This is a genomic window from Pseudoalteromonas sp. SCSIO 43210, from assembly GCF_054133285.1.
This window is the reverse complement of the sequence record NZ_CP087225.1, coordinates 4,807,654-4,828,627: the sequence shown is the minus strand read 5'-3', so window position 1 is coordinate 4,828,627 and position 20,974 is coordinate 4,807,654. Positions and strand designations below refer to the sequence as shown.

At 40.8% G+C, this 20,974-nt stretch carries 20 protein-coding genes; 10 read left to right on the top strand and 10 right to left on the bottom strand.

Annotation, left to right across the window (positions count from 1 at the left end):
• Window positions 1-31 precede the first annotated feature (31 nt).
• Together LOS73_RS20870 and LOS73_RS20865 are read right to left on the bottom strand one after the other, a co-directional pair.
• On the bottom strand, window positions 32-247 hold the full coding sequence (locus tag LOS73_RS20870; protein ID WP_007378900.1) for a SlyX family protein: 216 nt from the start codon (window positions 245-247) through the stop codon (window positions 32-34).
• On the bottom strand, window positions 234-1,232 hold the full coding sequence (locus tag LOS73_RS20865; protein WP_457934253.1) for a WD40 repeat domain-containing protein: 999 nt from the start codon (window positions 1,230-1,232) through the stop codon (window positions 234-236). The genes LOS73_RS20870 and LOS73_RS20865 overlap by 14 nt, the downstream gene beginning before the upstream one ends.
• A 214-nt stretch (window positions 1,233-1,446) precedes the next feature.
• Here LOS73_RS20865 and fkpA point away from each other — a divergent pair, with 214 nt between their 5' ends.
• Window positions 1,447-2,199 (top strand): FKBP-type peptidyl-prolyl cis-trans isomerase, encoded by a 753-nt coding sequence (gene fkpA / locus LOS73_RS20860; RefSeq protein ID WP_007378902.1) that lies wholly within the window; start codon window positions 1,447-1,449, stop codon window positions 2,197-2,199.
• An 83-nt stretch (window positions 2,200-2,282) separates the two neighbouring features.
• On the opposite strand, the gene LOS73_RS20855 is transcribed toward fkpA, so the two are convergent.
• Window positions 2,283-2,753, bottom strand: coding sequence for an Rsd/AlgQ family anti-sigma factor (locus tag LOS73_RS20855; RefSeq protein WP_008138658.1), 471 nt, complete (start codon window positions 2,751-2,753; stop codon window positions 2,283-2,285).
• A 527-nt stretch (window positions 2,754-3,280) separates the two neighbouring features.
• On the opposite strand from LOS73_RS20855, the gene hemE reads away from it, so the two are divergent.
• Window positions 3,281-4,345, top strand: a complete 1,065-nt coding sequence (gene hemE / locus LOS73_RS20850; RefSeq protein WP_002961084.1) for a uroporphyrinogen decarboxylase — start codon at window positions 3,281-3,283, stop codon at window positions 4,343-4,345.
• Between the two features lie 94 nt (window positions 4,346-4,439).
• Here the strand turns inward: hemE and sthA are convergent, their stop codons facing one another.
• Both sthA and LOS73_RS20840 read right to left on the bottom strand, forming a co-directional pair.
• Complete coding sequence (gene sthA / locus LOS73_RS20845; protein ID WP_007378904.1) at window positions 4,440-5,870, bottom strand: Si-specific NAD(P)(+) transhydrogenase; 1,431 nt, start codon at window positions 5,868-5,870, stop codon at window positions 4,440-4,442.
• A 13-nt stretch (window positions 5,871-5,883) separates the two neighbouring features.
• A complete protein-coding gene (locus LOS73_RS20840; protein ID WP_033030296.1) occupies window positions 5,884-7,017 on the bottom strand; it encodes an acyl-CoA desaturase in 1,134 nt (377 codons plus the stop codon).
• Window positions 7,018-7,143: 126 nt separating this feature from the next.
• Here LOS73_RS20840 and fabR point away from each other — a divergent pair, with 126 nt between their 5' ends.
• The 5 genes from fabR (at window position 7,144) to leuD (ending at window position 12,859) form a co-directional block, all read left to right on the top strand.
• A complete protein-coding gene (gene fabR, locus LOS73_RS20835; RefSeq protein WP_002961087.1) occupies window positions 7,144-7,767 on the top strand; it encodes an HTH-type transcriptional repressor FabR in 624 nt (207 codons plus the stop codon).
• 405 nt (window positions 7,768-8,172) lie between these two features.
• Window positions 8,173-9,726, top strand: a complete 1,554-nt coding sequence (gene leuA / locus LOS73_RS20830; protein ID WP_457934252.1) for a 2-isopropylmalate synthase — start codon at window positions 8,173-8,175, stop codon at window positions 9,724-9,726.
• Window positions 9,723-10,799 carry a 3-isopropylmalate dehydrogenase gene (gene leuB / locus LOS73_RS20825; RefSeq protein WP_007582207.1) on the top strand — a complete coding sequence of 359 codons (1,077 nt, stop codon included), beginning with the start codon at window positions 9,723-9,725 and terminating at the stop codon, window positions 10,797-10,799. Before leuA ends, leuB begins: the two co-directional genes overlap by 4 nt.
• Window positions 10,800-10,859: 60 nt before the next feature.
• Entirely contained in the window at window positions 10,860-12,260 is a 1,401-nt protein-coding gene (leuC, locus tag LOS73_RS20820) for a 3-isopropylmalate dehydratase large subunit (RefSeq protein WP_170072909.1), read from the top strand.
• A complete protein-coding gene (leuD, locus tag LOS73_RS20815; protein ID WP_002961095.1) occupies window positions 12,260-12,859 on the top strand; it encodes a 3-isopropylmalate dehydratase small subunit in 600 nt (199 codons plus the stop codon). Before leuC ends, leuD begins: the two co-directional genes overlap by 1 nt.
• Before the next feature lie 91 nt (window positions 12,860-12,950).
• On the opposite strand, the gene LOS73_RS20810 is transcribed toward leuD, so the two are convergent.
• Together LOS73_RS20810 and LOS73_RS20805 are read right to left on the bottom strand one after the other, a co-directional pair.
• The gene (locus LOS73_RS20810) at window positions 12,951-14,450 is read right to left on the bottom strand and encodes a DUF3360 family protein (protein WP_033030284.1); all 1,500 of its coding nucleotides are present in this window, start codon (window positions 14,448-14,450) and stop codon (window positions 12,951-12,953) included.
• Between the two features lie 645 nt (window positions 14,451-15,095).
• Window positions 15,096-15,857 (bottom strand): hypothetical protein, encoded by a 762-nt coding sequence (locus LOS73_RS20805; protein ID WP_033040559.1) that lies wholly within the window; start codon window positions 15,855-15,857, stop codon window positions 15,096-15,098.
• Between the two features lie 273 nt (window positions 15,858-16,130).
• Here LOS73_RS20805 and LOS73_RS20800 point away from each other — a divergent pair, with 273 nt between their 5' ends.
• Complete coding sequence (locus LOS73_RS20800; RefSeq protein ID WP_457934251.1) at window positions 16,131-16,724, top strand: hypothetical protein; 594 nt, start codon at window positions 16,131-16,133, stop codon at window positions 16,722-16,724.
• A 2-nt stretch (window positions 16,725-16,726) separates the two neighbouring features.
• On the opposite strand, the gene LOS73_RS20795 is transcribed toward LOS73_RS20800, so the two are convergent.
• Complete coding sequence (locus LOS73_RS20795; protein ID WP_007376382.1) at window positions 16,727-17,107, bottom strand: hypothetical protein; 381 nt, start codon at window positions 17,105-17,107, stop codon at window positions 16,727-16,729.
• A gap of 99 nt (window positions 17,108-17,206) precedes the next feature.
• On the opposite strand from LOS73_RS20795, the gene LOS73_RS20790 reads away from it, so the two are divergent.
• Entirely contained in the window at window positions 17,207-17,647 is a 441-nt protein-coding gene (locus tag LOS73_RS20790; RefSeq protein ID WP_007376383.1) for a tellurite resistance TerB family protein, read from the top strand.
• A 17-nt stretch (window positions 17,648-17,664) separates the two neighbouring features.
• Here LOS73_RS20790 and LOS73_RS20785 read toward each other — a convergent pair whose 3' ends face one another.
• Entirely contained in the window at window positions 17,665-18,231 is a 567-nt protein-coding gene (locus LOS73_RS20785; protein WP_007376384.1) for an NADPH-dependent FMN reductase, read from the bottom strand.
• A gap of 119 nt (window positions 18,232-18,350) precedes the next feature.
• On the opposite strand from LOS73_RS20785, the gene LOS73_RS20780 reads away from it, so the two are divergent.
• Window positions 18,351-19,250, top strand: a complete 900-nt coding sequence (locus tag LOS73_RS20780) for a LysR family transcriptional regulator (protein WP_033030279.1) — start codon at window positions 18,351-18,353, stop codon at window positions 19,248-19,250.
• 21 nt (window positions 19,251-19,271) lie between these two features.
• Here the strand turns inward: LOS73_RS20780 and norR are convergent, their stop codons facing one another.
• A complete protein-coding gene (norR, locus tag LOS73_RS20775; RefSeq protein ID WP_457934250.1) occupies window positions 19,272-20,828 on the bottom strand; it encodes a nitric oxide reductase transcriptional regulator NorR in 1,557 nt (518 codons plus the stop codon).
• Between the last annotated feature and the right edge of the window lie 146 nt (window positions 20,829-20,974).

Here is a 20,974-nt window from a genome sequence, read left to right as displayed (position 1 = left end):
CCGGTTTTTTATTGCCTAATTTTTACCGGCTTTAGTAATGCGGTGGAGGCGGCTCAGGTGCTTCTGACATCATAGACGATGATGACTGCGACTCTTTAATTTTTTCTGCTAGCAGCTCTGTTTGGCGTTTCATTTTTGCTAAAAGTTGCTGGTGCACTTTTATTTCATCATTTAAGACTTCAATTGTTTCGTCTTGAAAAGCCACTTTGGCTTCAAGTTCCATTAAGCGATGTTCAATTGTGTTCATTATTCTCTCGTATAATAAATCGCTCTGCGATACCGCTGGAGCTTTCGGTTAACAACGACTTACCGTTATCTGTAAATGTCACATCTAGCACCACCGCCGATTTAGGCTTACTGCCTTCGCGCGGGGCAACCTGCCAAGTTTGAATTTTTTCACCGCTTGGTATTTGCCACAAATCTACGCGCTTATTTGGCGAGCCGGTTGCAAGCAAAGTGCCTTGTTCGTTAAAACGCACAGCAGTAAAAATTTTCTGACGCGCAATATACTTCAGTTTACTCACAAGATCACCTGTAGTCAGCTTCCATACATTTGCTTGTGCCATACTATCGGCCGTAAACGCATAGCGACCTTGTGGATCGAGCGTTACGTGGGTAACACGCGTTGGGTGATTAAAACGATGAATTACTTGCCCTGTACGTGTATCCCAAAAGTAAGCAACATAATCGTTAGAGCCGCTTAAAGCAAAGCGTCCGTTAGGTGAAAGGTCAACGGTGTTAACTTTATCTTGATGGCCTAAAAATTCGATACGTCTGCCGGTTTCAAGGTTTATGAATACAACTACGCCGTCGCTACGGCCGTATAAAACACTACGGCCTTGATTGCTAATGGCAATATCGCGAATACTGGCTTTTTGTATTTTGTAATAACCTTTATTTTTGCCTGTGGTTATATCCCACACCGCAAACGTGGTTTTTTCGGCGGTAACGGCCACGCTGTTATCAAAAGCAATGGCTACTGCATACACTAGGCTATCTTGTGATTGTTGCTGAAACCACTGGTATTTTAGCGCTTGCTGTTGATTATCCCACAGGGCGACCCCATGGTTAATGGAGGAGATCAAGCTGTATTTACCATCGTTCGATAGCGTTGATGAAAATGCACCTTGCGCAGCATGTTCGTAGCTTGCTACAGCCTGTTGTTTTTTATCGGTACAGGCGATGGCTAAAAAACAGCTAAATACGATTAAAAAAGTACGAAATATCGACATGTTACAGGTATTTCCTCTTAACTCTTAGTGACTGAGAGGTTAGACTAGGACGCGTTGAATGCCTAGGTTGTTTGTCTAATCACTGGATATGTTTTTAGTTTAGCTAACAATGTGAAATTTAGTCATTAAACAAGCAGCCTATCATGTAGGCCGTTAATCTTTAACTAGTAATAATACAATAAATGACAACTGCAAAGTGTGTCGGAGATTTAAAATGAAAAAGACGATTAAATTGTCATTGATTGCAGCGTCAGTTTTAGCGCTTACAGCTTGTAATCAAGAAGCAAAAAAAGAGCAAGCAGAAGTTAAGCTAGACACTGTTGAACAGCAACAAGCATACGGTATTGGTGCATCTGTAGGTAACTTTTTAAATAAAGATCTAGCAGACAAAACTGAAATTGGTATTGAACTAGACCAAGCACTTTTAATTCGTGGTTTTGAAGATGCACTTGCTGGTAATGCAAAAATTGACGAAGAAAAAATTCGTGAAGTGTTAACTGCATTAGATACATCAGTACGTACTAAGCAAGAAGAAACAGCAAAAGTTGAGTCTGAAAAAAGCAAAGAAGCGGGTGTTAAATACTTAGCTGATAACGCTAAAAAAGAAGGCGTTACAGTAACTGAGTCTGGCCTGCAGTACGAAGTGCTTAGTGAAGGTGATGGCGAAAAGCCAGTAGCAACTGATGTAGTTAAAGTACACTACAAAGGTACTTTATTAGACGGTACTGAGTTTGATAGCTCATATGCACGCAACGAACCTACAACTTTTCCTCTTAACCGCGTAATTGCGGGTTGGACTGAAGGTTTACAGCTGATGTCAGTGGGTTCTAAGTACAAGTTTACTATTCCTTCAGAACTTGCTTACGGCGACCGCGATTTAGGTAAAATTCCTGCTAACTCAACACTTATTTTTGATGTTGAATTACTTGAAATTCAAAACGATGAAGACGCAGCTCCTGCAAAATAATCATCATATAAACTAAAAGTTATTTAGCTTATAAATGTAAAAAGGGACCTTAGGTCCCTTTTTTAATACGTTACTTACACGTATTAATTCGTGTGATTAGAAAACAAGTTATCAATAAGCTCATCCTCTAACGCAAATCGTGCTTCTAGCGCTTCACCGATAACAGATAAATCGTTATCAAAATCTTTTAATAAGTCTTCTTTATCTACTTCTGCGTATTTATCGTTAAAATCCAGTGCAATATCAGTTGTACTAGAAATGCGCGGGTAAATTGCATTGGCAAGTTCTTGGCTTTTTGGGCCTTTATTTTCACAAGCTTTAGCAATGTCATCATAAATTTCAAAATGACCAGCAGACAAGTAATCCATCAGAATTTGGCAAAAAGATTCAATTTGAGCAGGCTCTGGTAAAGCATGATCTTTTTTATCATATGGAGAAAACCCAGCCATTTTACAAAAGAGCACAATAAGCTCTTGGCGTTCATTTAACCATTTATCGATTACTGTGTGGCTACCACCCCATTTCTGTTGAGCTTTTTCTACACGCGTCAGCATAACTGTTCTCCTAGCTGGGTTGGTCTTTAAATTAAGTATAATAAGTTTATATACATCAAGATATATTTAATTTGCGTGTATATCAACAAGTAAAACAGATGTTCTAAAAGCGATGTAATTTATTGAATGGTAAATGGTGAGATTTATTGCAGGCAAGAAAAAACCACCGGTTAAGGTGGTCTAATTTCTTTCATTGGCTTGTTATAACAAGCTTTCTTATTTTTATGAGATAATTTTTATTGTTGTTATTTTAAAACTATTATTTTTATTATTTTAAGATTTTTATTATTGTTTTTGTTAACGCGGGACAAACAATAACAAGCTTTTTTCGATGTTGCAAACATATTAATAAAAAGTTTTAAATGTTATGGTTTGTTTGCTTGTTTTATAGTCAAAATAGGTTGAAACCGTAGATTATATTGATCTGCCTCTAGGTAAGGCTGTTTTCGTCCCTAAGCAATAGAGGGTCGGAGAATATGGTGGTACAATCTTGCACAATTTATACAAGTCTTAGGATCATTTACGCCATGAGCGAATTAAAAAACGACCGTTATTTACGTGCACTTGCAAAACAACCTGTTGATGTAACTCCGGTATGGATGATGCGCCAAGCAGGACGCTATTTACCAGAGTATCGCGCTACACGTGCACAAGCGGGCGATTTTATGAGCCTGTGCCGTAATGCTGAGCTTGCATGTGAAGTTACACTGCAGCCACTACGTCGCTACCCGTTAGATGCCGCTATATTATTTAGTGATATTTTAACGATTCCAGATGCGATGGGTTTAGGTCTGTACTTTGAAACTGGCGAAGGTCCTAAGTTCGAACGCCCTATTTCATCTCTTGCTGATGTTAAAAAAATTCCAAAACTTGATCCAACTGACGAGCTTGGCTACGTAATGAACGCGGTAAGCACTATTCGTCGTGAACTTAAAGGTGAAGTACCGCTTATCGGTTTTTCTGGTTCACCTTGGACGCTAGCAACTTATATGGTTGAAGGCGGTAGCAGCAAAGTATTTGGTAAAATCAAAAAAATGGCGTTTGCAGAGCCGCAAACACTTCATTTATTACTCGATAAGTTAGCTGATTCAGTTATTGATTACTTAAATGCTCAAATTAAAGCTGGCGCGCAATCGCTAATGGTATTTGACTCATGGGGCGGTGTATTAAGCCCGCGCGATTACAACGAATTTTCACTACAATACATGCATAAAATTGTAGATGGCTTAATTCGTGAGTACGACGGTCGTAAAGTACCGGTTACTTTGTTCACTAAAAATGGTGGTCAATGGATTGAAGCTATTGCAGCAACAGGCTGTGATGCAATCGGCCTTGATTGGACTATTAATATCAGCGACGCTAAGCGCCGCGTGGGTGATAAAGTAGCTCTACAAGGTAATATGGACCCATCTATGTTGCACGGTACACCAGAGCGTATTCGCCAAGAAGTAGGCACTATTTTAGAAGACTTCGGTACAGGCAATGGCCACGTGTTTAACTTAGGCCACGGTATTACACCAGATGTAGACCCTGAAAATGCTGGCGTATTCATTAATGCAGTACATGAGCTAAGTGCTAAGTACCATAAGTAATAATCACTTAAACAAGCTTTAAAACTGTTTAAAAGTAAAAACCCGCTAAGTTGCGGGTTTTTTGTTACCTATTTATAAAGGCTTTTAAAACTACTTATTTAAATAAGCGATTTAAACCATTTAATGCCGCAACACGGTAGGCTTCAGCCATGGTTGGGTAGTTAAATGTGGTATTTACAAAGTAGTCGATATTATTGCCACCATTTTTTTGTTCCATAATGGCTTGGCCAATGTGAACAATTTCAGAGGCACGTTCGCCAAAACAATGTACGCCAAGTACTTCTTTGGTTTCGGTGTGGAATAATATTTTTAAACTACCTACTTCAGTACCAGCAATTTGCGCGCGAGCCAAATGCTTAAACTGAGCACGGCCTACTTCATATGGTACTTTAGCTGCTGTAAGCTCTTGCTCGGTTTTACCTACTGAGCTCATTTCTGGAATGGTATAAATACCAGCCGGAATATCAACAATCAGTCTGTCATCGCAGTTACCACATGCAATTGCATCAGCAGCTATACGACCTTGGTCAAACGCAGCACTTGCAAGGCTAGGATAGCCAATTACATCACCTACAGCGTAAACGTTATCAATTTCTGTTTGGTATGTTTCGTTAACTTTTAATTGGCCACGGCTATCGGCTTTTAAGCCAATGGCTTCAAGATTTAGTGTATCAGTGTTACCAGTACGACCATTAGCAAATAAAATACAGTCAGCTTTTACGCGTTTACCTGATTTTAAATGCATTATAACGCAGTCGTCACGCGTCTCAATTCGGTCAAACTCTTCGTTATGACGAATAACAATACCGCTATTCCAAAAGTGATAGCTAAGTGCGTCAGATATTTCTGCATCCATAAAAGCAAGTAGTCGGTCGCGTGTATTAACCAAATCAACTTTAGCGCCTAAACCTTTAAATATTGACGCGTACTCACAACCAATTACACCTGCACCATAAATCAGTACACGATGAGGGTCATGCTCAAGGCCAAGTATTGTGTCACTTTCGTAAATACGAGAATGCGTAAAATCCACCTCTGGCGGGCGATAAGGGCGCGAACCCGTTGCTATAACAATCGTTTTAGCAGTCAGTCGCTCAGTTGAACCATCATTTCGTTTTACTTCAATTGTGTGCTTATCTACAAAGCTCGCATCACCTTGAAACATATGAATGCGGTTGCGATCGTAAAAGCTACTACGTAAATTAGATTGCTTAGAAATAACAGAACTTGCGTGACGTAAAATATCAGGAAATGTTAAGCGGCTAGGGCGCTCACCAACATTGAATAACGGATTTGCTTTGTATTCAATATAGCGGCTAACAGAGTGGCGAAGCGCTTTTGAAGGAATTGTTCCCCAATGTACACAACCGCCACCAACTGATTCTTGGCGTTCAATAACCGCTACTTTTTTATCGTTTTTTGAAAGGTTCATGGCGGTACCTTCACCGCCAGGACCCGTGCCAATAATTATTGCATCATATTGGTATGTCACGGGTACTTTTTTTTGTTCTGGTTGTTTGGCCACAGCCACTCCTAAATTAATTAAAAGAGGCTTTTAATAACCTCGCATTAAGTGCTAGCCAAGCCTGTTTTTGATTTTCCCAGGCGGCTTCCAACTCATGGTATTGTGCCATTAATGCTGAGCGTTCACACTGCTTTGCCATGTTATTTTTTTTAACTTCTAACACTTGTTTTTGTAGTGAACAATAATTTTGCAGTTTTTTCAGCAGTAAATCGTACTCTTGTTGTAATAATGTAATCTTATCTTGTGCTAAAGGCAATTTTGCAAGACGCGTTTGCGTTTTGCTCATGAGCGTTTCGGCCTTCGCTTTTTCTATACGTTCAACAGGAGTACGCTTTAACTTATTGGCTAAACCAACAGCTGCTAAAGAGCGAATCATCCATTTTGTTGGATCGTAATGAAACCATTTAATACCGTTACGGTAGTCGCTTGCAAAAATATGGTGGAAGTTATGATACCCCTCGCCATAAGTAAATAACGCTAAAAAGCCGTTATCACGTGCCGTATTTTTTTCGGTGTATGGGCGAGAGCCCCAAATATGTGCAACCGAATTTATAAAAAAGGTAAAGTGTTGACTCAGTACTAAGCGTAGTAAACCTGCAAGAATTAACATCCCCCACACATCACCAACCAATAAACCAAGTATAAGAGGCAAGCCTACGTTCATAGCAATCACAAGCTTTAAGTAATGTTTATGTTGCCACATAACTATTTTATTGCGCTGTAAATCACGACAATTACTATAATCACCGTAGCTATCGCCTTGGTAGTCACGTAACATCCACCCGATATGGCTATACCAAAAACCATTGGTCGCCGCGTAAGGGTCTTTTATTGGGTCGTCAACTTGACCGTGGTGTATACGGTGATCGCTACTCCAATGCAATGCACTGTTTTGCAGTGCAAAAGCACCGCCAAGCGCAAAAATAAATTCAACTGCAGGGTGTGCGTTATAGGTTTTATGTGCCCATAATCGATGGTAGCCGGCAGTAATTGATAAGCCTGCATAAAACATGCAGCCTACAAAAGCAATCCAATGCGCGCTGGTAAATCCGTAGCTAATGGCGTACCAAGGTACAAGTGTGGCAGCCGCCAAAAAGGTTAGGCTAAAAAATAGGACGTTTGTCCAAATAATCGGTGGTTTATTCATAATTCTCAATCTCAGCGTACAACTGTAAGCTAAAATAGTATTTCAAACTCTTGTCGTCAAGTATTAGACTGTACAATTGAGCTAATATCACTAAATATTCATATAAAATAATTCAGGGAGCTGTTGATGTCGGGTGTTAGAGCGCAACAGAAACAAAAAACACGACAGGCGTTAATTCAAGCGGCATTTAATCAGCTGAGTGCTGATCATAGTTTTTCGAATTTAAGTTTACGCGAAGTAGCACGAGAAGCCGGTATTGCCCCAACGTCTTTTTATCGTCATTTTAAAGACATGGATGAGCTAGGTTTAACCATGGTAGACGAAGCGGGTTTAACCCTTCGCCAACTTATGCGCCAAGCTCGTAGACGAATAGCGAACGATGGCGGCAGTGTTATAAATACCTCAGTGGTTACTTTTATGGAGTTTATTGATAACTCAAGTAACCAATTTAGGTTGTTGCTGCGAGAACGCTCTGGGACTTCTAAAGCATTTAGAGCCGCAGTAGCGCGCGAGGTAAAACATTTTATTTTAGAGTTGGCTCATTATTTAGAAAGTGAAACTAAGTGCAACGCTATGCATGCCTATATTCAGGCGGAATCTATGGTAACGCTCGTATTTAATGCGGGTGCAGAAGCGCTCGATATAGAAGGATTGCAACGCGACGAATTAATTGAGCGCGTTATTTGGCAGCTGCGTTATATTACTCGTGGAGCCGGGCATTACGTAAGAGAAACGAGTAAAGAAGCATAGCTTAAAAAAATTGCAAAAAGTTAATATAAGCACGGTATATTGTAGTGCTTATTAATTTAAGCGTCACTAGTCGCGTATTTGTTATTTTAATTCTCAATAAGCATCTGGTTTGAATTAAAAAACCCAATTGAATCATTTTTAAATCTGTTTTGTGGAATTTTTATGCTTGCTTCCATCGCTTTGTAATGTTAAAAATAGGCTTCACTGAACACACACACAAGAAAACAAGATGCATATTATTCGTTTAATTACACTAAAACTTAACCTCTTACTGCTATGGTCAGTGAGCGGGGATTAGTGTGTTTGCATCGAGTTGAACACTAAAAACCCCGCAATTGCGGGGTTTTTTTTATCTCGCGGCTGGGATTAATTGAAATTTGGGTAACATAGGAATGAGGGGCAGTTATGCAAGAGCAAGATAAAGTATGGATTTTTGATACCACCTTACGTGATGGCGAACAGGCACTTAAAGCAAGCCTTACTGAAGATGATAAAATTCAATTAGCGCATACAATTAGCCGCTTGAATGTGGATGTGATGGAAGTGGGTTTTCCGGTTTCGAGCCCTGCTGATTTTCGCTCGGTGCAACGTATTGCAACCGAGGTAAAAGGTCCGATTATTTGTGGTTTAGCACGCTCTGTTGCCAAAGACATTGAAGCCTGTGGCGAAGCACTTCGCACAGCTCAGCAAAGCCGTATTCATACTTTTATTGCTACAAGCCCTTTGCACCTTGAACATAAATTACGTATGAGCTTAGACGATGCAACGGCAATGGCTGTTAAATCAATTAAATTGGCACGTAAGTATACTGATGATGTTGAGTTTTCGTGTGAAGATGCCGGTCGTACGCCGCATTGGGATTTATGTAAAATTGTTGAGCAGGCAATTAACGCCGGAGCTTCAACGATTAACTTGCCAGATACCGTTGGTTTTGTAACGCCAGACGAATACGCCGCGATGATCCGCCATTTAATGAATAACGTGCCAAATATTGATAAAGCGCGCTTAAGTGTGCATTGCCACAACGATTTAGGTTTAGCTGTAGCAAACTCTGTAGCCGCTGTACAAGCGGGTGCACGCCAAATTGAGTGTACTATTAATGGCATTGGTGAGCGTGCTGGTAACTGCTCGCTTGAAGAAGTGGCGATGATCATGAAAATGCGCAAAGACCACTTAAAAGTATACACAGATATTAAAAGTGAAGAAATTTACCGCGCATCTCGTCAAGTGGCTAAAATTTGTAATATGCCAGTACAACCAAATAAAGCGATTGTTGGCGAAAACGCCTTTGCACATAGTTCAGGAATTCACCAAGACGGTGTATTAAAAGCGCAAAATACTTATGAGATTATGTCGCCAGAAAGCGTTGGTGTGCCAAGTAACCAATTAAATATGACTTCGCGTTCGGGTCGTCATGTTATTGAGCATCGCCTAGAAGAGTTAGGCTATCAAAAATCTGATTACGATATGGATGGCTTATACAAAAGCTTTATTGAATTGGCTGACCAAAAAGGCACCGTATACGATTACGACCTTGAGGCGATGATTTACTTTAATCAAATTAACGACAAAGACGAAAAATACCAATTAGAATTTGTTAACTCAGCCTCTAACTCACAATCGGTAGCAAGTTCTACGATTGGAATGCGCATTGATGGCGAAGCTAAACAAGAAGCCGCGACAGGTAATGGTCCAGTAGAAGCCTCGTTTGCAGCCATTGAACGCTTAACTGGTATGAGCGTTGAAATGATTGAATATAACTTAGAAGCGACAGGTCAAGGTGCAAGCTCATTAGGCCAAGTAAATATTATAGCTAAATACGATGGCCGACCTTACCACGGTGCGGGCATTGCAGCGGATGTGGTTGAAGCGTCGGTACGCGCCATGATCCGTGTTTATAACTTAATTTATCGTGCACAAAAAGTGTCTGATTTAAAACAACAAAGGAAAGCAGGATGAGTAAAACAAACTACAGCGTTGCGGTATTAGCTGGCGACGGTATTGGTCCAGAAGTAATGGCAGCAGCAGAGCAAGTACTTGATGCTGTGAGCAATAAGTTTGGTTTTACCCTAAACCGCGAGCATTATGCAATTGGCGGCGCAGCCATTGACGAATTTGGTAAAGCATTACCAGAGAGTACACTTACTGCGTGTGAAAACTCAGACGCTATTTTATTTGGTTCGGTAGGCGGTCCTAAATGGGAAAACTTACCACCAAACGAGCAGCCTGAGCGCGCATCGTTATTGCCGCTTCGTAAGCACTTTGGTTTGTTTTGTAATTTACGCCCTGCACAGTTATTACCTGCATTAAGTGCAGCGTCGCCACTTCGCGCTGATATCAGCGAAAAAGGGTTTGATATTTTATGTGTGCGCGAACTAACTGGCGGCATTTACTTTGGTGAAAAAGGCCGCAGTGGTGAAGGCGCAGAAGAGTTTGCATTTGATACGCAAACATACTCACGAAAAGAAATTGAACGTATTGCACGCTTTGCTTTTGAAGCTGCAAAACTACGTAGTAACCATGTTACCTCTGTTGATAAAGCCAATGTATTAGCATCAAGCGTATTATGGCGCGAAGTAGTAACCGAAGTAAGCAAAGACTACCCAGAAGTAAGCTTAGATTACATTTACGTAGATAACGCCGCTATGCAGTTAGTTAAGCAGCCTAGCCAATTTGATGTATTACTTTGCGATAACTTATTTGGCGATATTTTGTCAGATGAGTGCGCCATGATCACAGGCTCAATGGGCTTATTACCATCGGCAAGCTTGAATCAATCGGGTTTTGGATTGTACGAGCCAGCAGGCGGTTCAGCACCAGATATTGCAGGTAAAGGCGTTGCAAACCCAATAGCACAAATTTTAAGTGCCGCATTAATGCTACGTTACTCGCTAGGGCAAGACGAAGCTGCACGCACCATTGAAAAAGCAGTAGCAGAAGCCGTAGAAGCAGGCGTTGGCACACCAGATATATATCCAAATGCAGGTTACAGCACAAGCGATGTGGCAGCAGCCATCGTTTCACGCATTTAATAACATATTAAAGTTGCAGCACCGTTATGCTGCAATTCAAACAGATTAGGGAATTAGCAAGTGGCCCAAACGTTATACGAAAAAATTTGGCAAGCACACACCGTTGCCAGCATAAATGAGCAAACCGACTTACTTTATATTGACCGCCATTTAGTGCATGAAGTTACTTCTCCGCAGGCCTTTGCAGGTCTACGTGAAAAAAACCGTACTGTACGTTGCCCAGAAAAAACCTTTGCAACCATGGATCATAACGTATCGACTAAGAGCCGATCACTTGATGCCGCAAGCGAAGTATCTAAAAACCAATTAATGGCGCTTGATAAAAACTGTAAAGAGTTTGGTATTGTACTTTACGATTTAAACTCAATTAACCAAGGCATTGTGCACGTAATGGGCCCAGAGCAAGGTATTACTTTGCCAGGCACAACCATTGTATGTGGCGATAGCCATACTTCTACGCATGGTGCGTTTGGCGCATTAGCGCATGGTATTGGTACGTCTGAGGTTGAGCACGTATTAGCAACGCAAACGCTACAGCAAAAAAAGGCGAAATCGTTAAAAATTCAAATTAACGGTGTATTGCGTCCAACAGTTACGGCTAAAGATTTAATTATGGCGGTAATTGGCAAGTTAGGTACCGCTGGTGGCACAGGTTATGTAGCTGAATTTTGTGGTGCAGGCATTGAAGCGCTTTCAATGGAAGCCCGTATGACGCTATGTAATATGAGCATAGAAATGGGTGCAAAAGCAGGTTTAATTGCATCTGACCAAATTACTTATGATTATTTAAAAGGTCGTCCGTTTGCACCTAAAGGCGCAGATTTTGATGCAGCCGTTGAATATTGGGAAACCTTAAAAACGGATGAAGGCGCACACTTTGATTTAGTTGTTGAGCTAAATGCTGACGACATTCAACCACAAATTACCTGGGGCACAAGCCCAGAGCAAGTAATTGGTGTTGATGAGTGCATACCCGATCCAGATAAAGAGCCAGATTTAATTAAAGCCGATGCTATTCGCAGCGCACTTAAATACATGGACTTAAAAGCGGGCGATAAATTATCAAGCGCAAAAGTAGATACAGTCTTTATTGGCTCATGTACTAATAGCCGCATTGAAGATTTACGTGCTGCGGCAAAAATTGTTGAAGGCAAGCAAGTTGTAGCCGGCATAGAGGCGTTAATTGTACCGGGCTCTGGCTTAGTTAAAAAACAAGCAGAAGACGAAGGCTTAGCCGATATTTTTAAAGCCGCAGGCTTTGAATGGCGCGAACCAGGTTGTTCTATGTGTTTAGCGATGAACGATGACCGCCTAGAAGCAGGTAAGCGTTGTGCATCTACTTCTAACCGTAACTTTGAAGGTCGCCAAGGTCGTGGCGGGCGTACCCATTTAGTTAGCCCTGCAATGGCTGCAGCCGCTGCAATACATGGTCACTTTGTTGATATTAGAGGAGAAGCATAATGAGCGTATTTTTTAGTGGCTTAATGGCTCCACTTGATAAAAACAATGTAGATACTGACCAAATTATTCCTAAGCAGTTTTTAACATCAACTAGCCGCGAAGGTTTTGATGCTGCCTTGTTTTATGATTGGCGTTACCTAGATAACGGTGAGCCAAACCCTGACTTTATTTTAAATCGCCCATGCTACCAAGGCGCGCAAATATTATTAACGCGCGACAACTTTGGTTGTGGCTCATCTCGCGAGCACGCGCCATGGGCACTTAAGCAATATGGTTTTGAAGTTATTTTAGCTGAAAGCTTTGCAGATATTTTCTTTAATAACTGTGGTAACAACCAAATGTTAGCCATAGCGTTACCTGCCGACACGCTTGAGCAATTGTTTGTACTTAGCGAGCAGCACGACGATATTAACATTGAAATCGACCTTGAAAATCAAACACTAACAAGTAGTAAGTTTGCGCCAATTAGTTTTGATATTCGTAAAGACGTAAAAGAGCGCTTATTAAGTGGCTTAGATTTTATTGGTGTAACCGAAACACTAAACCCACAGATTGATGCGTTTGAAAAACAACTAGCAGCTGAGCGCCCTTGGCAGTAATTGTTTAATCTGTATAGTAAAATCACGTATTGAAAAGCACGGCAATTGCCGTGCTTTTTTGTGGGTAAATATTAGGTTCAGTACCTAAGGCTTAATGTCTAAAGTCAGCCATTAACGCAGGTATACCAGGTAACATGCCTACAATTGCCATTACAGTGGTAAGTAGCACAAACATAATAAGTGGAATCACCCAGCGGCTCATTTTAGTTAGCTCAGCGCTACGTTCTTTACAGCCAATAAGCCCTAGATTATCAAGTAACATAGTAAGCGACCAACCAAAAGCCGGATTAACCAAGGTTGAGGCAAACACCACAATAGCGGCTGATTGCGTTGTTTTGCCTTCGCGCGTCATTTCCATGCCAGCTTCAAGTAGCGGAATAAACACTCCTACAATAAGCGCAACACAAAGCACAGGTTGCCAAATGGCTAAATCCATAGGGTAACCCCATAAACCAGCAATAATACAAAATAATGCAGTTAAAATAGCGCCAGCCGGAATAGGGCGTTTAGCAATAGCAGCAGGTACAATGTAGGTTCCCCACGATGAGGTAAAGTTAGCACCACCGGCAAGTGAGCCAAATGTTTGTCTAACCGATGCGCTCAGCATGGTGTCGTCGATATTCATTTGTACTTTTTCAGTACGTTGCGGATAGCTTATTTTTTGAAATACTTGATGACCTAAAAAATCTGGTGACCACATAGCAACGGCGAGCACTGCAAATGGGAGTACAACCACAAAGCTTTCAAGTGTTGGCAGGCCAAGCATCCAGCCCGTGTTTTCACCCCACCAATAAGCTGGGTTCATATTTGGTAAACCCGGAGCAGTATGAAACTCAAACGGTGCACCTAAAGCAAAGGCAACCACGCCACCAATAAGGCAGCTTAACGGCACAGCTAACCAGCGCTTTTTAAAGTGCTCTAATAGCGCATACAATAAAATGGTGGCTAAAATAACAATAAACGCAATATGCGCCATATCAATGGCCTCAGCCCAGGCAAACAGCTTTTTAACCTGCGAAATAGTACCAATAAAGCCTAAATAAATGAGCAGCCCGCCACATACACCTTTACTGGTTAGGCGCGCGAGCATACTTCCTCCCTTGGTTATGGCCAAAATAAAGCCAAAGGCACCAATGAGTAAGCCAAACGCCATAGGGTGGCCGCCAGCTGCAACAACAATAGGAATTAACGGAATAAGCGGGCCGTGAGTACCAGCTAAGTTGGCTGTTGGTAAAATAAAGCCTGAGAATAAGATGATAAAAATAGAAACAATGAGTAATTCGTAGCGCACATTTTCTAAAACAAACGCATCGCTTAAACCAAGAGGTGCTGCAAATGTTGCCGCAATAGCCCCCACCATAACGACTTTACCAATAGTGCCCGCCATTGCTGGAATGGTGTCTTCAAATTCAAATCGGTAATCTCTAAACGGTAAATTAGGACGCCAGCGTTTAGGCTGCATAATCTGTAATTCATGTTCGAGATACTCGTCGCGAGTATTAAACTCTGAACTCGGTTTGTGAAGCTGCTCGTAGCTTTGAGCATTCTTGTGCGTGTTTGATGGTGCATCACCGGGTGGTGTAGTTTGCATGCGTTCTCCTGCAACATTGTTGCTTAATCAAATAAATACGGCTTTTGTTAAAGCAAATGAATATTGAACATGCAGGGTAGATCAGCTTTTGGGCTGCTATGTATAGGCAAAAGGTCGTGCATGGTTGTTTTTAATACAGTTAATCTGACAATCAGCTTTACGTTAAAAATTATAAAACTACACAAAATGATTTAAAGTTATTACAAATCAATGTCTTGGTTTTTATTTCAAGGAGTTTTATCACTGTTTATAGCGGGAAATAGTGTTAATGGCAGGTTGTTATCCTTTAGTCTTAGTGGTTGTAAAAGCCGCTTTGTTTGAAAAGCTTATTGATAGCAGCCGTTAATTTCGTTTTATTTGTGGAGAAATAATACTTCTGTTACTTTCGGATTGTTAATAAAAACAATAAAGAATAGAGATGCAACTAAACTCCCCTAAATCAATTGGTATTTATGCTGCGTTATCGCCTATTTATGGGGAATAACCACACTACATAGGCTCTGCCTTGCCTAAAAACCAAACACTAACAAGCGATAAGTCTGGCCAATTAGTGTTGGTATTCGTAAAGACGTAAAAGAGCGTTTATTAAGTTGCTTAGATTTTATTGGTGTCACCGAAACGCGGTTAAGGCCGCGTTTCATTACGCTAGTATGATGGAAAACAAACTATTTGTCTTACATCACCGTTACCGCTATTGGTAACAACAACTTTGCATTGGTATCGCTTACTTCTGGCATATCGTTCGATTGCAGCTTCAATTTCTCTGACTCTTTCCCAGCGATCCATTTCAGAAACTTTACTAATTTCAAAACCAAATTGACTGCCTCCTAGAGACATTGCGGATACGTCGTTCATGGTGTCACATGATGATTGAGTTATTAGACATAGACCAACGGGCTTTCTGTCGCTACCGACAGTGATCACTTGAAATTGACTTGATTCACTTGTTTGATTCTGTGTGGCAGCATCAAAAACAGCATTAACACTTCTAGTGCCTAAATTATTTGCAATACTTTCCAAAAGGGTATTGGCCAAGTCTCGCTTGCTTTTTATTGTTCTACGTTCTACAACAGGCTCATTACGTGAAAGTAATTTGCTATTTTCTGTATTAGCATTTTCTTCAAATGAGTAGTTTTCGTGACAATCAAAACATGGCCTAAGCTCAAAGTATTCGTAATTTTCCTGATTCATAGTTGAAAATACAAAATCGTAAAAAGCGTTATAAGGGTTAGTATTTTCAGGAACAGTGAAAGTATATTGCATAATCCCTGAGGCATCCCTTTTTGCAATTGCTTTAATTTCATCGCCATTAGCTGAGTTGAAATAAAATACCCTCGCATCATTCGCCATTAGCTTATGAGGGAGTAGTGCCAACATGATAACTATAGTAAAAAAAAATTTAATCATTGTTTTTATCCATTAAATTAATAGTGATATCCTTTTTGCTCGAATTTTAATCATAAGATTTTTCCCCCCATGTGTCAATTTTGGGTGCAATCGCTTTAGCACTATTGAGAGGTGTTTTGACACGACTATAGCTATTTGTTAAATCATAAGTTCAGGTTTAACTCGTATGAAGGCATTCAACGTTAGCTGTGTTATACACCTTTAATCTATTAAATTTCCTTTATCAATGAGAAACCGTTAATCTACTTCATTAAATATTTTTTGGAACTTGCTATGAAATTATTAACGGCAGCAACTCTAATACTTGCCACATCAACAGCCTTTGCACGCCCTGCACCTTTGGTGTCTATTCCTAATCAGGATGCCTTTTTTAATAGTATTGCCGCGCATTGTGGTAAAGCGTTTGAGGGTAAAGTAAGTGTAGATAATGCAAAAGGGCCAAGTTCATTTGAGAATAAAAAACTGGTTATGCATGTTCGTAAATGTACCGACACTGAGCTACAAGTACCGTTTCACGTGGGTGATGATGCATCACGTACATGGATCATAACAAAAACGGGAAGTGGCTTGAGTTTAAAGCACGATCATCGTCATAAAGATGGCAGCGACGACGCATCAACTATGTATGGTGGCCATACGCTTGATGCAGGGTTTGCACAAATGCAGTCGTTTCCAGCAGACCAGTACTCTAAAGAGTTATTTGTAAAACAAGGCATTGCACAGTCTGTAGGTAATACATGGCAAATGTATATTTACCCGGAAGTATTTACTTATCGATTAATTCGCCAAGGACGTGAGTTTAAGGTGGATTTTGATTTAACTCAGCCGATTACTCCACCATCAGCACCTTGGGGTTATAAAGACTAAGGTTACTTGCCCTTGCTTGTATCTTCTTTAGTTTCGCATTGTAGTAAAACACTTAAATCTGGTTGATAGGCGCGTGGCTTAGTTGGAAAACGTTCATATTCTTGCACGCCTTCAAGCACTTTCAACATAAAGGTGTTGCCACGACATAAGCGCTCAGCATGGCGTAATAAAAATACGCTTTGGTTGAAAAAGTGTTTGTAATCGTCAGACTTAATTTTTATTTTATAATTGTCTTCGCCAATTTTTGTTTGGTAGTAATGCACTTTGTTGTCAAAGTCGTAGAGTTTTTCTGTTTCGGCTTTTTCAGCAAAGGCTGTATTTGCGCTCGAAAGGGCCACCAGTATCGCACCTATAGTGAAGCGTGGGGAGTTTAATCCTTTCATAAAAATGTATCCTTTAATTTGCGAACTTTATACCCATTAATTACTTATACAAGTTCGATTTCTTTATATTCAGTCTAACACCCAAAAAGGGATAACGTGATGTTCAAACAAATAAAACAGCTTTTTGCAGTATTCGATGATCAAGAGCCAAGTATAGAGCCACACGATTTAAAAACAGCTGTGGCTGCATTGCTTATTGAAGTAATGCGTGCCGACACCAAGCTTGAACATGATGAACAACAAACCCTGACTGTAACCTTAAAAAAGTACTTTAATTTAACAGATATCGAAGTTGATGAGCTCACTACTAATGCGGCGAGTAGTTTGGATGGTGCGATAGATTACTTTCAGTTTTCAAAACAGATTAATGAGCATTGCAGCGCGGTACAGCGAATAGAAATAATAGAACTATTATGGCGCTTAGCGTATGCCGATGGGGAAATAGATCCCCAAGAAGACTACGTAATACGTAAAGTCGCAGGGCTTTTATATGTAACGCATACCGATTTTATCGCCGCAAAAATAGCGGCGACAAAGTAAGTAAGCGGGCGTGCAAGTTATTTTAACTTACTTGCAACGCTTACTAATTGATGAGCAAGGGCTGATACTTTTTCAGCTGTTACAGGTTCATTTATTTGCCCATTTTCATCAAACAAAGAGTGTACAGCGGGTACAGCAAGCTGATCGGCAAGCACTAATGAACCAATGCCGCTTAATATATCACGCACATGATTTAAACCTCGTAATCCACCAAGCCCACCTGGCGATGCTGCAAACAAAGCGACCACTTTATTACGAAAAGCAGGAACAGCACCTTGTTCTGTGCGCGATGCCCAATCAATGGCGTTTTTTAGTGCTGCGGTAATAGAGCCGTTGTACTCTGGGCTTGCTAGTAAAATACCGTCGGCTGTACGTAGCTTGTCTTTTAAAAGCTGTACATCGCTTGGTGTGCCTTGCGCTTCTATGTCTTCGTTAAATAGTGGGATGTTTAATTCGTTTAGCTTTATTACTTCTACTTCAGCACCTGTTTGTAGAGCAAAACGTGCTGCTTCATTAATAATTTTTTGATTAAAGCTTTCTTGGCGAAGGCTTCCTGCTAGAGCGATAATTTTTGGTGCTGACATGGTAGTGGCCTTTTAATGTTTTAAGTTTCATGGCTAATGTAGCAAAATTTTGCTTGTAGAAAACCCCAATAAACGCAACACTTATGTGCGTATATGCACATAAGTAAAAGGTAGGCAGCATGGCGATAAAGTTTGAAGATTGGCAAGACGTTAAAGTTGCTTTTGAAGTAGCACGTTTAGGCACGTTAACAGCGGCAGCAGAAGAGCTTAATGTACACCACAGCACAGTGCTTAGACGAATTAATAATCTTGAAAAAAACTTGAATACACGGCTTTTTCATCGCCATGCGCGTGGCTACAAAGTAACTGAAATTGGCACTAAGTTATTTGCAACGGCGCAGACTATTCATAGTTCGTTAGAGCAGCTTCATAACGATATTGCTTCGGCAGACAGTACACTTAGAGGGAGTTTGTTGTTAACTACGGTAAGCGGTTTTATGGATATACTTGGCGATGTGTGTGAGCAGTTTCAAGCGTTACACCCGCAGGTGCAGTTAGAAGTTATTTTAGAACAAAAAAGGCTAAGGCTCGATCACGGGCAAGCACATATTGCTGTGCGTGCAGGCCCAAGGCCTGATGAAGGCGATTATATTGCTCAACATTTGGCCCAGCTTTCATCGGGCTTATACGCTAATAAACGTTATATTAATAAATACGGCATGCCTAAATTATTAAGTGATTTACAACAGCATAATTTTGTATCGGGTGTGGCAGGTTTTAATGCCCGCGTGCCTTATTTTGCGTGGGCTGATGAACATATTCCCGCATCGCAAATAAAGCTGCGAGTATCTGAAACCGCAGAAGCGACTCGTGCAATAATTAAAGGGCTAGGCATTGGCGGATTGCAGCATGACGTAGCGGCGCAATATCCTGATTTAGTGCCTATATTACACAGTGAGTTAAGCTGGCCTACCGATGTATGGTTAGTCACGCATCACTTAGTGCATCGTACTGCTAAAGTACAAGCTTTTGCTGGGTTGTTAAAAACACACTTTAGTGAGTTAGCTGCTAATCAATAGTTTTAGCAGCGTTTTAAATGATTATAGTGTTTTTTTTACTTCTATCCCTAGGCGTTTAGCCAAGCGTACTAAGTTAGCTCTATCTAATTCAAGTACTCTTGCTGCTGCTGACCAGTTGTAGTTATGCTTCTTTAATTGCTCAGTAATTACGTTGTATTGCAACGATTCTACAGCTTGCTTTAAAGGTTGGTTGATTAAGGTGTTGGTTGTACTTTGGCTCGCTGCTATAGGGGGTTGCAGCGCACTCGGGGTTAAATCACAGTGCTCGCTTGTAATGGTTATTATTGGATTTTGCCATTGGCTTTGTTTTGCTTTAAGGGCGCTGCGGCTAATGACATGTTCAAGCTCGCGCACGTTACCTGGCCAGTTGTACTGATTAAGCAATACTTGCGCTTCAGGGCTTAGTTTTAATTGTTTTATCCCTAATTTACGGGCTGTTTGCTCGATAAAATAACCAGCTAAGAGTGTTATGTCGTGCTCGCGTTTACTAAGTGGTGGCACAGTAATAGGGTAGACACTGAGGCGATGGTATAAATCGGCTCTAAAGCGACCTTGAGCTACTTCTTCTTTTAAATTTCTGTTAGTGGCAGCAACTACGCGTACATCTACGTATTTTGGCGTGTCTTCACCCACCGTTTGTATTTCGCCACTTTGTAGCACTCGTAATAGTTTACTTTGCATGGCAAGGGGTAGTTCGCCAATTTCATCTAAAAATAACGTGCCGCCATCAGCTAATTGAAATTTACCTTGGCGCGAATTTAGTGCGCCTGTAAAAGCCCCTTTCGCATGACCAAAAAATTCACTTTCAGCAAGGTTTTCGGGAAGCGATGCACAATTTAAGTGAATAAGCGGTTGATCTTTGCGAGCTGAATTTAAGTGAATATTACGTGCAACAAGTTCTTTCCCTACCCCTGTTTCACCTAATATAAGCACGCTAAAGTTAGATGCTGCAACGAGTTTAATTTCGTTTTTAAGTGTTTGCATTAGCGGGCTTTGACCAATAATTTCACCGCCGTCACGTGTTAATGCTTCACGATTTAGTTCTTGTACTAATGCACTTGAGTGCTGTGCATGCTGTTTGTAATGGGCAAGTTCTAAGGCCGTTTTAAAGTGCGCGCTACACAGCGTTTGTAAGGTATTGAGTGTATCAGCGCTTATGCTGTTAAATGCATTGGCGTTAAGGCTATCAAACGTAAGTACGCCAAGTAGCGCGTTTTTATCATAAAGAGGTAAACCTAAACATGCATGTACTGGTATGTCGCCGGTTTTAGCTAATAGTAATCCGTCGTATGGATCGGGTAGTGGGCAGTCGTGCGCAAATTGAAGCGCGAGTGTGCTTTTGCAAATAGCTTCTAGGCGAGGGTGCTCTGCTATTTTAAATCGTCTGCCTAAACTGTCGGGCATTAATCCTTTAATTGCCAGTGGTTTTAATTGCTCGCCCTGAAGCACTAATAACGCACTTGCATCACTAGGAATCACCCGCTCAACCGTTGCTAGTAATTGATCAAAACTATGCTCGTGCAGTGTACTTTGAGCAAGCTCTAGAGCAACTTGTGTAAGGTTGAATTGCTGGTTCACGTCAAAATGACCTATTTGTGTTTTTATGAGTTAATTTATAGTAGGTCATAAAGACTCACACTGTAAAGTGATTTAATTTAACTTGTTGAATTTAATTAATTAAATTTGTTGGCACAGTATGTGTAATAGCTAAGTAACGTAGTTAG